This window comes from Sphingobacterium sp. UBA7625, from assembly GCF_002484085.1.
In the GTDB taxonomy this organism is placed as follows: Bacteria; Bacteroidota; Bacteroidia; order Sphingobacteriales; family Sphingobacteriaceae; genus Sphingobacterium; species Sphingobacterium athyrii.
The window spans coordinates 329,885-343,919 of record NZ_DLJD01000028.1 but is presented as its reverse complement, the minus strand read 5'-3'; the positions used below and the strand labels follow the sequence as shown (position 1 = coordinate 343,919).

Below are 14,035 nucleotides of genomic sequence, written 5' to 3'. Positions count from 1 at the left end.
TAATGAAACCTACCAATTTTATACTACGAAACCTTTATTTGCTGTTGATTTTGACCGTTCCATGGGTATCCTGTGATGACAAAGATCAGTTTGATTTTAATCAACATAATAAAGTTGCTGTGACAACACTGCAGGTAATGGGAGTAACCAAAAACGATGCTACTTTAAACGGAAGGGTGAATACCGAAAATGGAGAGGCGCTAACAGAGATAGGTATTTGTTATTCTACACAATCTAAACCAACAATTTCCAGTGAAAAAGTGATCATGACCAGTAATTTGGATACCGGAGCTTTTACCTTGCATATCCAAAGTCTTAAACCTTCAACGACCTATTATTATAGGGCATTCGCAACCAATGCCTCAGGAACAGCCTATGGCGATCCGTTGAGCTTTACCACCCAAAGCGGTTATGTCTCCAAGCTAGAAACAGAAGCTGCGACAGCTATTACACGCGTGTCAGCACAGCTAGGCGGAAAGATTACCGATGATGGGGGATATCAGGTCACCAGTAAAGGTATCTGCTATAGTTATACCACATCTTTTCCAACAATTTCCAATGATAAGCTCGCAGTGGATACACAAAGCACATCATATAAAGCCAGCCTAACTAAATTAAAGGCCGGTACAACCTATTATGCACGTGCTTACGCAACTTCGTCAGTGGGGACAGGCTACGGTCAGATTATAAGTTTTACGACGGCATCACCCATTGTAGCCTCAGGGATATCAACAGCAGCAGTCAGTTCAGTTACCTATTCTTCGGCTGCGGTAGGAGGCGCTGTTCTGGAAGACAATGGGGCATCGATTACTGTACGGGGCTTGTGTTATAGTGCCACCAATAGCCTGCCCAGTATTACTAATGGATCCGTCGTGAATATCGGTTCGGGGACGGGATCATTCTCTGGCCAACTGACAGGATTGGCAGTAAATACAACCTATTATGTACGTGCTTTTGCTACCAATAGTGCCGGTACAGCTTATGGGCCAGTTGTAAATTTTAAAACCTTACTGCCAGATTTGCCCAGTGTTTCTACAATGACTCCAACGAGGGTAACGATGATTTCCGCCTATACGGGCGGTTATATTGGAAGTACCGGTGGCGGAAAAATCAGTTCAAAGGGTGTAGTCTATAGCAGCAGTAATGCCGCGCCAACATTGAACAGTGGGACAGCTATTTCAGGTGGGGCAGGTCCCGATAATTTCTACATGACACTTTCTGGCTTACAATATAACACCACCTATTATGTTAGATCATACGCAACCAATGAGGCTGGTACGTCCTATGGAAATATCTATACTTTTAAAACCTTGTTGCCAAGCTTACCTTCCAATCTAAATACCTACAGTGCTTCGAATATTCAGCAGAGTTCGGTCTATGTGTCTGGTTATGTGGGGACAGCGGGGGGTGGGACTATTACTTCAAGAGGTATTGTATATAGCAATACAAATTCGTTACCGACGGTTGGCAACAGTAACTCCGTTAGCTCAGGAACCGGTACTGGAAGTTTAAATGTCATGCTGACGGGCTTGGTTGCAGGTAGGACTTACTATGCCCGAGTATATGCAACCAATGAGGCAGGTACCGCCTATGGAAACATAATTTATTTTACCACCTCTTCACCTTATACGGCACCTACGGGAGTGACCACCTCATCAGTTAATGGAATTGGCAGTTCCTATGCGACCTTCAATGGTTATGTCGCAACAGATGGCGGAAGTACAATGACCGAAAGGGGATTTGTTTATAGCACTTATTATACCGCGCCAACGCTGTCCACAGGAACCAAAACAACCATAAGTGGTAGTGCGACGGGGTATTTTTCTAAAAGTGTGATAGGACTAACTCGATATACCACCTATTATGTCCGGGCATATGCTACTAATGCTTATGGTACCACGTACGGATCGGTCACTGCTTTTTACCCCTATTAAATAACAACTGAAAAGAGGAAGGACGTTCTAAGATAATAGAACGCCCTTCCCCTTTTTGCCACACGTTTTATTCGTCACTACTTATTTTGATGGCGTTACTGCTTACAAACCCGACAAGCCCTTTGTCAGTTTGTACCTTTGCCCAGTTACCGATATTTGAAAGACAGGTTAGTTTTTGAGTCCGATAGATAATCGTAATAATTGGAAAATCTAGCGCAGGCCCCTTTCTCAAGTCTGCTTTTTCAATTTTTAACTCCACTTTTTTTAGGTGGTAGTCTTTATTTCCCGATGATGTGTTGTCACTTGGTTTTGCAGGTGCTTTCACCGGATCTTTTTGTTTCTTGATTTTAGGCGTAGATTTCTTTTTCATATCAAGATTACATACACCACAGGACCCACCACGCGTACAGTGTGCACATTTACTGCAATTGCGACAGGCGGTACAGTACGCAGAGCCTGTGCATCTTCCGAAAGCGTGTTCATGATCTACAACAGCATAGGTATTTGCTGCGGTCTGGCTAAATCCAAGCTGTGCTGATAAAGCTGTTGCCAACAGTATGTTAATAATTTTTATCATAATAATGCTTTTATTCTTTACTGGTTCCATAGTCCAAGTTGATGCTCCCTCGCATACTGCTGGGCATCAACAAAGCGTTGCTGATGTTTTACATTTGGTGGGATAGTCATTAATACAGCATACCCCTCTTTAATGATTTTTTCATTGATGAGGGTGCCATCTGCAAAGTATGCATAGGCCAGGGTACGCCCGTATTGATCCAGGGGATTAACATCGAGTTCTAATTTAACAGATTTATTCAACAGCAGCTTTTGCGCATATTTTGATGCTTCTTTTCCAAATGGTTGCTCTTTCTTATGAAAGTAATTGCGGGGTTCTGGCGCGTCGATACCGATCAGTCTAACTTTAATCCGTTTGCCATTGTCATCTTTGCACCAAAAAGTATCCCCATCGGATACTTTGGTGATCTTATAGTTCTTGGCTGTTGTTATATTTAGGTGATCAGGACTACCGCTAACGAAAGCCGCAAACCGATTGGTTTGAACTTCTTTTTTCTGGTTACAGCTAATCAGCGATGTTGAAATTAACATAAGCGAGCTGAACAACATGGTCCATTTTTGATTGATACTTTTCATTTGGTGATCTTGTTTTCTGTTACCTTCTTTTTCCTTTTCTTCGCTTATTACTCTTCTTTTGTCTTCCGGGCTGGATTTCTTTGTTGCACCATGCGCATTGATCCTACAGTTTTAATTATTTATAGATGAATAATATGATTCAAAATTAGGATTTACATTTTCCCGGATTTATGGTTTCCCGTAAAAGGCCCTGGTCGTTAGTTTCTACTTTTGAATTATCAGAAAAAAGTAATAACATAATCGCTTTATAGTAAAATCAAATAAGCCATTATTAAAAATTAAAAAATATGGATTTTAAAGATGAGATTCGTCAATTTGCCAAGCGTGTTGACCGACTTTTACCACAGATCAAAACAGAAGAAGCTACAAAGACATCCTTGGTGATGCCATTTTTGAAGATATTGGGGTATGATGTTTTTGATCCTTTTGAGGTGCAACCTGAATTTATCGCTGATATCGGAATCAAAAAAGGGGAGAAGGTTGACTATGCCATATTACGTGAAGACAAGCCTGTAATCTTAATCGAATGCAAACATTATGCGGACGGGCTTGATCCGCACAATTCACAGTTGTTCCGCTATTTCCACACCACAGAAGCTAAATTTGGTTTATTGACCAACGGCGTAGAATACCGCTTCTACACAGACCTTGTTACGCCAAACAAAATGGACGAGAAACCATTTTTTGAATTTAAGATTATGGATATCAAAGACAATGAGGTATCCGAATTGCGTAAATTCCATAAGACAGAATTTGATCTCGAAAGCATTTCCAGTGTTGCGAGCGAATTAAAATACTTTAATGAGCTGACAATTTTAGCTATGGCAGAAATGCAGAATCCGAGTGACGATTTCGTTCGTTTTTTTGCGAAGCAAGCCTATCCAAGTGTTGTCACAGCAAAGGTTTTGGAGCAGTTTACACCATTGGTCAAGCGTGTTTTTACACAGATCGTCAATGATCAGATTGCAGAGCGCCTTAAAAGCGCGCTAAAGAAGGAAACTGAGGCAGAGGAAAAGAATGCTGCGATAGCTCCTGTTGAACCAGATGCGGTGATCGTCACTACCGAAGAGGAGATTGAAGGGTACTTGATCATTAAATCAATTTTACGGAAGGATATTGAGGTGGGGCGTGTTTTCATGCGGGATAATCAGTCCTATTGCGGCATCCTACTCGATGATAACAATCGCAAACCGATCTGCCGATTCTATTTTACGCCCAATCGCCTGCGTATAGGTTTGTTTGACAAAGATAAAAAGGAAGCCAAATATGATCTGGACTCTTTGGATGATATCTACAAATATTCAGAGCAGATTGTCGATACAGTCGTTAACTACTAATTATCCCTATGATGATACGTGGAAACCTTAAGAAACCAAATATATTTTAAAAATTATTTTATCGCCTGGAAATTATGAAAAGAACAATTTATCTAACAACACTTGTGCTATTGATGTTTTCATGCACAAAACCTTCTGAGGAAGAAAAGGCTAAGGCTCTAATCAAAGAATATATACTTAAATATGCAAATGATCCTAAGAGTTATGAGGCAGTAGAGTTTGGGTCTTTAGATTCATTGCAATCAATCGACATGATCGGGACCGGGGCAGAGTATTTTAATCTGCAAAATGAATTTTCAAAAAGTACTGACATGGAGGAAAGAAAAAGAATTATGGTAAAGCAAAATAAGTTATTAAAGGATCGGCAGGGATTTCAAATGACCCATCGATATAGAGCTAGTAACGCATTCGGAGCAAAAGTGCTTTCGGATAATATTTTTTACTTCAATGCGGGCATAGATTCAATACTCGCGGTAAGAAAACCTGGGGAATAAAAAAAGTACATTTTTTTTCCCCCACGTACTGTTACGGAATTGGAAAGAAAGGTTACAATTTTGTAATCTTTCTTTTATGTTTTCAAAAGAAGAGAAAGAGCAATATTAACCTCTCGGTTGTTCCCCACCCAAAGCTTCATGAGCCGTTAGGATATTTTGAAGTGCTTGTTTTTCCCTTTGGGTTATAGTTCTATCCTTGTAATATTGTTTTCCTTCGTGACGTATTTTTACATTTTTTGATTTTATTATATCTAATATCATATTGTATTTCTCCTGATCGACCGGTGCATTGTACCATTCCCAAATTTCACCCCCGTCGTGATCCGTATTTATCTCACCATATGCAGGTGTTATTGTGTACGTTTCGTTATCTGTTTTTATAATATATCTTTCAATAAAAAGCCAATCGTCAGCGGTATATTGAATAGATAAATTTAGCCAAGGTTTAGCACCTTTCTGAGTTCCAAAGTATAAATGAAAACTATTATAATTACTGTAATTAGGCGTAGACTTATCGTAATACCAAGTTATATTTTTTATGTCGTCCGTCTTTTTTCTAAGATTTTTTATTGCCTCATTTTTTGCTCGTTCCGCTTGAGCAATGGCTTTTTCTTTAAATTCTTTTTCTTTTGCGATGTTTAAATCAATATCCTTTAATAATTCTTTAACTTCGTTGGCTTCTTTCGAATCAGGGTGTTTTTCCAATAGAGAGGATAGCTCAGATTTCGCATTCTCAAACGATTTTCCTGCAATCATCTTTTTTGCATTTGATAACATGTTTGATGATCCATATTTGAATTCATTTAATTCAGATTTTAGGGTTTCGTTTTCAGCTTTTAGCCTTTCATATTTTTCTTGTGAAATATTATTACACCCATATACAACCAACAGTGAAGTTATAGTAATCAATCTTTTCATAATCTTAATATTTTTTATCAAAAATATCTATCAAGCATCGTGGAGAAAAAAGGGAAACCGTAAAACATGGACGCAGTCTGTGATACTGATCATCGATATGTAAATAACATTAGTAAAAGAAAGTGTAATTAGGTGATCTTGAATTATACGGAAACCCGTAAAGAGCTACATAATAATTTGTTTTAATTTGCTTTTAGTGGCTGTGGAAGGGTTTGCTAAATTTTTTGTAACTTATTGAAGCTATATGGTAGATGCGCCGCACATAAAACTAATTATTCAAAAATATTAATCTAATTAAAGCTATGAGTGTATTCATTGACGGTTTTTCACATCTCCATCTTTTTTCAGAGAACGGGGGAAAGCAAAGTTTATATGATAATCAAATCGCTGCTGTTGGAGCTGTTGTAGCTCATTTTAGTACTAAAATTCAACCTGCGTTAGTCACGATGCCGACAGGAACGGGGAAAACAGCGGTAATGATTTTGCTTAGTTATGCACTCAAAGGGAAGAAGGTATTGGTTATTACACCCAGTCAATTGGTAAGAGAACAAATCGCGAATCAATTCAGAAATCCGGAGATACTTGTTTCAAAAGAGGTTATTAGCAAAGATTTCCTACCTAAGGTCTACGAAGTTGTTGGCGAAATTGAAGATAACATTGACTGGAAAAGAAAATGTGAAGAAAATGATGTCATTGTTGGGATTCCTGCAACATTAAACAAAATCCTACTTAACGAAGATCCGATGAATGCCGCCAATTTTGATCTATTATTCGTAGATGAAGCACATCATAGTCGTGCTAGTTCTTGGCAGGAAATTTTAAATAGATATATATCATCTAAACAGGTGCTGCTAACAGCGACACCTTTCAGAAGGGATAAAAAAGACATCAAAGCAAGATTAGTATATAGTTACCCCCTTAAACAAGCGTATGAAAATAAGCTTTTTAGTAGAATTGATTTTATTCCAGTAAATACAAATAATTTAGAAACACCAGACGACAAGAATATTGCTATAGCTAAGAAAGCAGAAGAAATATATTTAAATAGAGCAAACGAAGACCATAGGATAATCATTAGGACAGATAGCAGGTCAGCTGCAAACAAATTAAATACAATTTATAAAGAGCATACTGATTTAAAACTAGAAGTAATACACAGTAATCTTTCGGAAAAATTTATTAAAAGCAGAATTGCTAAGTTACGATCTGGAAATATTGATGGAGTTATCTGTGTCAATATGATGGGGGAGGGGTATGATTTTCCAGCATTAAAAATAGCTGCGGTTCATGTTCCTCATAAATCACTCGCTATTACTTTGCAGTTTGTTGGCAGAATATCAAGAACAAATATCGATGAAGGAAATATCGCAAAAGTAATTGCCGGACAGCATGAATTTGAAATAGAATCTTATCAACTATTTAGACATGATACAAAAGACTGGTCTATTGTTTTGCCTGATTTACATAAGGCTAAAATTCAAAAAACAGAAGAAGAACAGGATTTTTTTGATTCGTTTCAAGATCTAACAGAGGAAGTTCCCTTATTTGATTATGATGTGGAGGAGACTCTTCAAGTAGATGATGATGACTTACGCCCCTTTTTCCATGTCAAAGCATATGAAATAATTGTGCCACCGGAAAAAGCAGTTTTCGATAAGGAATTATTAGAAGAGCTTATTGACATTGCTGCTGAAGTTGATTTTAAAGGAACAAGTTTGTTCAAAAACCCGGTAGTTCGTCATCACCATATAAGTACTGAACACGACGTGGCTATCTTTATCGTTTCCGAATTAAAGACACCTTCCTGGTATTTAAAAGATGATCAATTAAAGGATGTAAAAAATGAATTAATCATAATCTATTTTAATCGGGATAATAGATTATTATATATCTGTTCTACAATTAAAGAAAATGAACTTTATGAGCATATTGCTGAACAATATTTGTTAGAAGGTATATTACATGATAAAATTCCTCTTCCATTATTGAAACGAGTAATGGCTGGGTGGAAGGAGGCGAAGTTGTATAATGTTGGAATGAAAAGCCGTAAAACAAAAGGGAATACCGAATCATATAAAAATATTCTCGGGTCACAGGCTCAAAAAAGTGTTCTCAATACAGATAAATATAGTTACACTAGGGGGCATTCTTTTGGAGGAGGGTTTGATCCAATTTTTAAGAAAGAAATAATGATTGGAATTAGCCCTGCTTCAAAAATTTGGACCTTAGAAGATAATAAGATCAAATATCTTACTGAATGGCTTAGTATTGTGAGTAGGAAAATAGGTGATTCTGAAATGGATAATTTAGCAGCTCCTTTATCTGATCTTGATAGTGGTAAAGTAATTGACTATTTTTCAGATGAAAGTGTATTTTTCGCGGATTGGGCACCAAGTTTTTATCATAGGTTAACTACAGTCTATTTTCTAAATGAATATGAAGAACCTGCAGAAATGGCACTTATATGCTCTTGCGATATCTCTGTCATTGAAAAAAGTAAAGATAAAGTTCTTATAAAGATTTCTAAGAATGGAAACAATGCTACAATTATTTATTCCTTAAAGCCTAAGATTAAATTTGAATATGATCCCGGGACGGAGCACACTTTAGCAATAAAGAAGGGTGAAAGATTTACCTTGGATCAAGTTTTTCTTAAACTCTTGGCCGAAGATCCTATACAACTTTATTATGAGGATTTATCTAAACAAGATGGACGTGTACTGTATGAATTTGGAAAGGAGATTGGAACGCTAAATGAAAACAGTATAATTAGTCATAACTGGCCAGATCATGTGAACTTGAAAAAAGAATTTTTCTCAAAAGAAGATATTGCAAAGAACATTGAGGAAAATGATAAGCGGGTTTCTATACATGACTATATCATTGAGGAGGCAAAGAAAACATTTGATGTCGTATTTTATGATCATGGCTCATTAGAAATAGCCGATGTCATAGGATTTAGAAAAGACAAGATCCAATTTTTCCATTGTAAAAAGCAGAGTGGCAATGTTCCGAACTGTAGTATTGATGATAATTATGAAGTAACTGGCCAAGCAACCAAATCAGTCAATTGGGCAAATAGAAAACTTCTGCTTAAGCAAATTTGTGAAAGAGCAGATAAGAATGAAAGTCATCAAAAATTGAAAAAAGGTACTTTAGAGCAAATCAAAGCTATTCTTAATTCTTTTGAAACTCCAGTCATCCCTGTTGAAATAACAATAGTTCAGCCAGGATTGAAAACAAAAGGTTTAACGAAAAACCAGGAAGCTGCGTTTAAACGAATTGTTATTTTATTGTCTGGCGCTGAAGCTTTTTTAAAGGATGTGAGCTCCTGTCAGTTGAGTGTTTGGTCTTCTTGATTCCCTTGCCGAGCAGTCAGCAATGAAAATTAGAAGTATTGTCTTCCGAAACGATTCAACCAAAGCTAAAGCCTTTTATGGTATTGCAGAATAAACAAGGGGTAAGATTTTCAAATCCATAGCGTTCAGTGTATTGGCCTCCAACCTCTACTAAGTCACGAACGAACAGTTCAATGCTCGCCCCATCTTTGACCAAAGTCGAACTTGCAATAGATGTAGCCCCGAGTATTTTACTCGAAGCATTTTTCTGTTTTAAGGATAAAAGGCGTAAATTAGTGAAAAGGCGCCTGCTTGGTATAATGCTTGGGGAATAAAAACTCCCTAGTTATTGACTTATTAATTTAGAAACATTAGGTTTTCCATCTTTTGTTCGTCCTAATTTTATAAGTTTTAGATTACCTTGTCCTGATGAAATATTCTTATTAAAATAATTAATGTAATAAATCTCACTGTGTCCATTAATTTTGTTCAAAGATTGATTAATCTCATTTTGATCAGACATATTGTATACTGTAAAGTCAGAAAGATGAAGTGACTCTTTAAAATTTGAAGAGAAATTGCTGATGTTCCAATTGTCATTTGGTCTTTTTAAAGTGTTATAAACTAAATGTCTTTTGTTTGTAAATAAAGGGGATAGATCTTTTCTTATTTTGAAATTCATTAAGCCTTTGCTAGGGTTTATCAATACATTAATATCGTTTTCTAAACAAAACTTTACAATATCTATTTCATAAGATTTATCTCCTCTTAGTAAAACGCCTATATTTTTAAAGTTTTTTATTTCATTTAAAATTTCATATAATACATATTTTTCTTTTTCTGTTGGATTTTTTGAAGATATAATATTCAAGATTTGTGTATCCCCATCTAACAAATTAATATCTCCCATATAGAAGAATGATTTCGAAGTTTTTCCTTTAAGTTTTTTTGGAAAAGTATTATTATCAGGTTCTATCACTTGAATATTTTGTTTATTAAGACTTTCGACATTATACAAAGGAATGTTTTGTGAAGATTCTGGCTCAAATAATAGTATTCTGTGATTTATATTGTCTAACTTATTTAAAATGATTGGTTTAACAATTGTCCAGTCTAGGCCCCCATGCCCACAGCCCAATGCAGGTAATGTCACAATTTTGTCATCTATCGATTTTAGGTAGACTACTAACGCATCTAAACCCATAACTATATATTCGTATTCAGATGGATTTTTCCAATCACTCTTCGTTGGGAAATTTATAATAGTTATTGGGTTAAAAATGTCATTTGATTTCCAAATATGTAGTTTTCCTGGAAATAATTCACCTTTCTTGCAGATATCCTTGTACTCCGAAAACATTTCTGGAAACATATTTTTGAATTGAAGAGCAACTCCTGCACCCATTGCTCCGACACAATTAACAGTATTAATTCTTATATCAGCCCCGTAATCAAAAAAATTTCCATTCTTTAATTCAATCATACTCCAAGCACTTTACATTTAATACTTGCAAAGTTAGCGTTTAAATTTTTATACCAGTCTTCTCGAATTGCTAAAATGTCAGCTTGCGATAATATGTATAGAAGTTCTAGATCTTTTTCCGAGGTTATTATATTTGTTAGTTCAATTGTATTCCTTCGGTCTTCAGAAAGGTCTCCTAAAATGTCATGGTAACCGACTAAAAGTGTAATTATTCTTATATCCTCATTATCTAATTCTTCAATTTCTTCAATTAAAATTCTAGTAAGCTGTATAAGTGAGTCGTAAGGGTGATCGGGGTAATTTGGCTGTATTCTATCTGGCCACTTATCATGTGGTCCCTTTCCGATATCATGTAGGTATGCACTAAAAATTAAGATATTTTTCTCACGTTCATTTAATTCTTTAAATAAAACGTTATCATGCAAATTTTTTAGGACATGCAACGTATGTTCTGAAACTGTACAAGCATGCAAATCGTTACTTGTTTCTAAATTAAAAATACCCGCTGTCTCTGGCAAATAAGAAAAGTTGTTTTTTAATTCCTTTAGAAGAATTCCGAGATTTTTATGATTAAAATTATTTCTTTTTTTCCTTTCATTAATAACTTGTTCATTAACTAAATCATATTTGTATTTCAAAAATTTAGGACCAAATACTAAATTTTCGTTTTCTTTACCATTCGTAGTGAATTTTGTGAAATAAAAATAATTCTTTTCCACTGGGGAATATTTTATAGATGGAATCTTCTCTAAATCATATTGTTTTAAAGTCTCTATTACTTTGTTTCTATAATATTCATTAAAAACTACAATGTGATCAACATCGGCAAAATCAAAGCTTTTAATAAAGACTTCGGCCATTTTCTTGTGTTTATCATTTTCGTTATAACCCCATTTTCTGCTGTTAATAATATCCCAGTTAAGTTTACTTAGATTATCAAAATTTTTAAAGAAATTTGGTGGCTGCTGAGTATTGGCGGAGGCGTCCGAAAATATTAGTTCCTTTGTTCGTATCAATTCAGTTTTTATACCAAAATATATGATTTCGGGTTGATCGACTTTTTTTTGATTGATTAGGGATAGTAACATCGGCGTTCTAGTACTGAAATAAAAAGGCACATAGTCGTGAACATAACCATAAGATTTTTCGTCCTCACAAATAATCTCCATTGTTGAGCGTCTTGTTTGTATAGATTTATTTGCTATATTATAATGAGCAATTCCAAGCGCTTGTTTTTGATTGGTGCATATTAAACCATTTTTTAAGATAGACTCTAAATTGTCTATGTGGGTAAAGTGATAAAAATACTTATTCATAATAAAGAAATAATTTTTTGATTTTGTGTTTCGAAATCTAGTAATAAATTACGGAATCAAAGTTCTTCCCAAATAATAGGAGTTTTAGTTTTTTTTTTTTTTTTTTTTCGCAGTTTAGATATGGACGATAGCATGATATATTATTAATTACATGTATTCATTTTGCTTTCTCTAACCTACATAAATCTTCTTATTTCTATTTACGGTTTTCCGTAAGAAACTGAAATTTGAATTTGGTAATACTTAAGATATCCCCCTATAGACACCGCGCCATTTTCAACAATCTTAATTCATAAATTTGAGATGGGGCCAATTTTGGAAATTCCATGGATTTTCATTGTCATAGATTTTTTCGAAATAGTTTCCAAAAATGGGTTGGCCTATTATTTGGCAATCAATGACCATTTTTGTAAAAATTTTCGGTTTATTATAGGCTACATACTAACTAAATTCAAGATTAATTATATTTTATTAGAATTGTCTCTTACGTTTTAGACTCTAAAATTTTGTATTTCTATAAAGTTAACAAACTAAGCTATCTAAAACAATATGCGAAATTCGATTATTTTAGAATCTACGTGCTGAGTGTATCAATATTAGTCCTTCCTCTGCTTCAACAACCACTCATAGATCTCAGGCTTAGTTTCATAAAGATATTGGATACCATGCCCTTTACCTGTGAGGCGGTGGAAGATGATATTGCCGTTGCACTTCTTTAGAGATTCTGCTATTCGTTCTGTTTCTTTTATGGAGATTTCGTCATCGGCGGTTCCGTGATATGTCAGGATGGGAATATCTTTGAGTGTGCAGATTCGAGAAGTATCGCTATCATTTACACCTCCGCATAAAGGAACAATTGCTGCGATTCTTTCGGGGTGATCCAATGCTGTAATGTACGTTCCGTAGCCGCCCATACTTATTCCGGTTACATAAACACGGCTTTTATCGACGCGGTATTTTGCGGTAACTTCATTATATAGCGAATCAAACCAATTTTCCGTGGACCAATATTTTCCATCTGGGCATTGGGGTGCGACCATAACAAAATCGAAATCCTTTCCCTTGTCTACTAAATAGGGGAGACCATAGATCTTTAGCTTTTCTAGGTCATTACCTTTTTGAGACCCTCCATGTAGATAGATAACAAGTGGATATTTGGACGTATCTGTATTATAATTTTTCGGAAGATAGGTTAGCTGTTTATAATTTACTTTTTGTTTTTCTTGTGCAATTGACTGCGAGATAAAAATGCTAAAAATGATGATTGAAAGAATACTCGCAAACAGATTATCTTTTGAACTGACCATTTTGATATATCATTGAATTGGTTCCAAATATTCTCTATTTCGATTTACTAAATTTATAATAATTTATATTGCGTGCTTTTCTGCTTTCTAACAACCCCTCTTTAACCCAATTGCCTAAAATAGTAGAAATGGATGAGCTCAATTTAGAATTTTTTTCGACACCTTTTTTTTCAATCAAAAGATTTGCAATTTGCTCCACTGTAGTTTCCTCTTTGAACAACCCTTCAGAGGAAATCATGTCTTTAATTTTTGCAGTCAAGTTTATACGAGCCAGCCTGTCAGGGGGCAAAGCCAATCTAGGACCTACGGAATAAGTAATCATTGCCTCTTTAAAAAGAGTATGAAATCCTCTGCCCATGGTAGACGCGTATTCCATGTACTGGTCAATATCATAACTTATTCCTTCTTCAACATTCCAAACTGCAGATTTGGACAAATTAGACATAAATGCTATATCATCTAAAGAGAAGTTATCTTCTTGCCGTAATTTTCTCAAGTGTTGACCTAATATTTTTCTTATTTCTGGAAACATATCCTTTCTAGGTTTCCTCCCTGTTGAGCTCTTTCCTGTTAATTTAGTCATTTTGTAGGGTTTTAGTACTATTTCCATTCAAATGACTTAAATTGTATTAGGCTTATTGTTTTTAAATAAGAAACAAATTTTGTTTTACAAAAATTTACAACTATATTTGTGTTAGTATATAAGTATACTGAAATGTAGTATGTAATAAAAAATAGAATATTTAAGAGTCTCGT

At 35.2% G+C, this 14,035-nt stretch carries 11 protein-coding genes; 4 read left to right on the top strand and 7 right to left on the bottom strand.

Annotated elements, in window-relative coordinates; all coding sequences use genetic code 11:
* Window positions 1-2 precede the first annotated feature (2 nt).
* Window positions 3-1,934, top strand: coding sequence for a hypothetical protein (locus tag B4G94_RS13115; protein WP_286859419.1), 1,932 nt, complete (start codon window positions 3-5; stop codon window positions 1,932-1,934).
* Window positions 1,935-2,001: 67 nt separating this feature from the next.
* Here B4G94_RS13115 and B4G94_RS13110 read toward each other — a convergent pair whose 3' ends face one another.
* Together B4G94_RS13110 and B4G94_RS13105 are read right to left on the bottom strand one after the other, a co-directional pair.
* Complete coding sequence (locus B4G94_RS13110; protein WP_286859418.1) at window positions 2,002-2,511, bottom strand: SH3 domain-containing protein; 510 nt, start codon at window positions 2,509-2,511, stop codon at window positions 2,002-2,004.
* Window positions 2,512-2,528: 17 nt separating this feature from the next.
* On the bottom strand, window positions 2,529-3,086 hold the full coding sequence (locus tag B4G94_RS13105; RefSeq protein ID WP_286859417.1) for a thermonuclease family protein: 558 nt from the start codon (window positions 3,084-3,086) through the stop codon (window positions 2,529-2,531).
* Window positions 3,087-3,373: 287 nt separating this feature from the next.
* Here B4G94_RS13105 and B4G94_RS13100 point away from each other — a divergent pair, with 287 nt between their 5' ends.
* Complete coding sequence (locus tag B4G94_RS13100; protein WP_286859415.1) at window positions 3,374-4,423, top strand: type I restriction endonuclease; 1,050 nt, start codon at window positions 3,374-3,376, stop codon at window positions 4,421-4,423.
* A 74-nt stretch (window positions 4,424-4,497) separates the two neighbouring features.
* Window positions 4,498-4,917 (top strand): hypothetical protein, encoded by a 420-nt coding sequence (locus tag B4G94_RS13095; protein ID WP_286859413.1) that lies wholly within the window; start codon window positions 4,498-4,500, stop codon window positions 4,915-4,917.
* 105 nt (window positions 4,918-5,022) lie between these two features.
* Here B4G94_RS13095 and B4G94_RS13090 read toward each other — a convergent pair whose 3' ends face one another.
* Entirely contained in the window at window positions 5,023-5,835 is an 813-nt protein-coding gene (locus B4G94_RS13090; protein ID WP_286859412.1) for a hypothetical protein, read from the bottom strand.
* Window positions 5,836-6,137: 302 nt separating this feature from the next.
* Here B4G94_RS13090 and B4G94_RS13085 point away from each other — a divergent pair, with 302 nt between their 5' ends.
* Window positions 6,138-9,194 carry a DEAD/DEAH box helicase gene (locus tag B4G94_RS13085; RefSeq protein ID WP_286859410.1) on the top strand — a complete coding sequence of 1,019 codons (3,057 nt, stop codon included), beginning with the start codon at window positions 6,138-6,140 and terminating at the stop codon, window positions 9,192-9,194.
* A 325-nt stretch (window positions 9,195-9,519) separates the two neighbouring features.
* Here the strand turns inward: B4G94_RS13085 and B4G94_RS13080 are convergent, their stop codons facing one another.
* The 4 genes from B4G94_RS13080 to B4G94_RS13065 all read right to left on the bottom strand — a co-directional run bounded on the left by B4G94_RS13080 (window position 9,520) and on the right by B4G94_RS13065 (window position 13,862).
* The gene (locus tag B4G94_RS13080; protein WP_286859409.1) at window positions 9,520-10,656 is read right to left on the bottom strand and encodes a macro domain-containing protein; all 1,137 of its coding nucleotides are present in this window, start codon (window positions 10,654-10,656) and stop codon (window positions 9,520-9,522) included.
* Window positions 10,653-11,972, bottom strand: coding sequence for a DUF4433 domain-containing protein (locus B4G94_RS13075; protein WP_286859407.1), 1,320 nt, complete (start codon window positions 11,970-11,972; stop codon window positions 10,653-10,655). The genes B4G94_RS13080 and B4G94_RS13075 overlap by 4 nt, the downstream gene beginning before the upstream one ends.
* Window positions 11,973-12,568: 596 nt before the next feature.
* Window positions 12,569-13,279: an alpha/beta hydrolase-fold protein gene (locus B4G94_RS13070; RefSeq protein ID WP_286859406.1), complete on the bottom strand. Its 711-nt coding sequence runs from the start codon at window positions 13,277-13,279 to the stop codon at window positions 12,569-12,571.
* 34 nt (window positions 13,280-13,313) lie between these two features.
* Window positions 13,314-13,862, bottom strand: coding sequence for a hypothetical protein (locus B4G94_RS13065; protein WP_286859404.1), 549 nt, complete (start codon window positions 13,860-13,862; stop codon window positions 13,314-13,316).
* Between the last annotated feature and the right edge of the window lie 173 nt (window positions 13,863-14,035).

What these genes read in the sequence shown, in the direction of transcription:
- B4G94_RS13115 (WP_286859419.1), top strand. Translation starts at nt 3, where the DNA reads ATGAAACCTACCAATTTTATACTACGAAACCTTTATTTGCTGTTGATT.
- B4G94_RS13110 (WP_286859418.1), bottom strand. Translation starts at nt 2,511, where the DNA reads ATGATAAAAATTATTAACATACTGTTGGCAACAGCTTTATCAGCACAG.
- B4G94_RS13105 (WP_286859417.1), bottom strand. Translation starts at nt 3,086, where the DNA reads ATGAAAAGTATCAATCAAAAATGGACCATGTTGTTCAGCTCGCTTATG.
- B4G94_RS13100 (WP_286859415.1), top strand. Translation starts at nt 3,374, where the DNA reads ATGGATTTTAAAGATGAGATTCGTCAATTTGCCAAGCGTGTTGACCGA.
- B4G94_RS13095 (WP_286859413.1), top strand. Translation starts at nt 4,498, where the DNA reads ATGAAAAGAACAATTTATCTAACAACACTTGTGCTATTGATGTTTTCA.
- B4G94_RS13090 (WP_286859412.1), bottom strand. Translation starts at nt 5,835, where the DNA reads ATGAAAAGATTGATTACTATAACTTCACTGTTGGTTGTATATGGGTGT.
- B4G94_RS13085 (WP_286859410.1), top strand. Translation starts at nt 6,138, where the DNA reads ATGAGTGTATTCATTGACGGTTTTTCACATCTCCATCTTTTTTCAGAG.
- B4G94_RS13080 (WP_286859409.1), bottom strand. Translation starts at nt 10,656, where the DNA reads ATGATTGAATTAAAGAATGGAAATTTTTTTGATTACGGGGCTGATATA.
- B4G94_RS13075 (WP_286859407.1), bottom strand. Translation starts at nt 11,972, where the DNA reads ATGAATAAGTATTTTTATCACTTTACCCACATAGACAATTTAGAGTCT.
- B4G94_RS13070 (WP_286859406.1), bottom strand. Translation starts at nt 13,279, where the DNA reads ATGGTCAGTTCAAAAGATAATCTGTTTGCGAGTATTCTTTCAATCATC.
- B4G94_RS13065 (WP_286859404.1), bottom strand. Translation starts at nt 13,862, where the DNA reads ATGACTAAATTAACAGGAAAGAGCTCAACAGGGAGGAAACCTAGAAAG.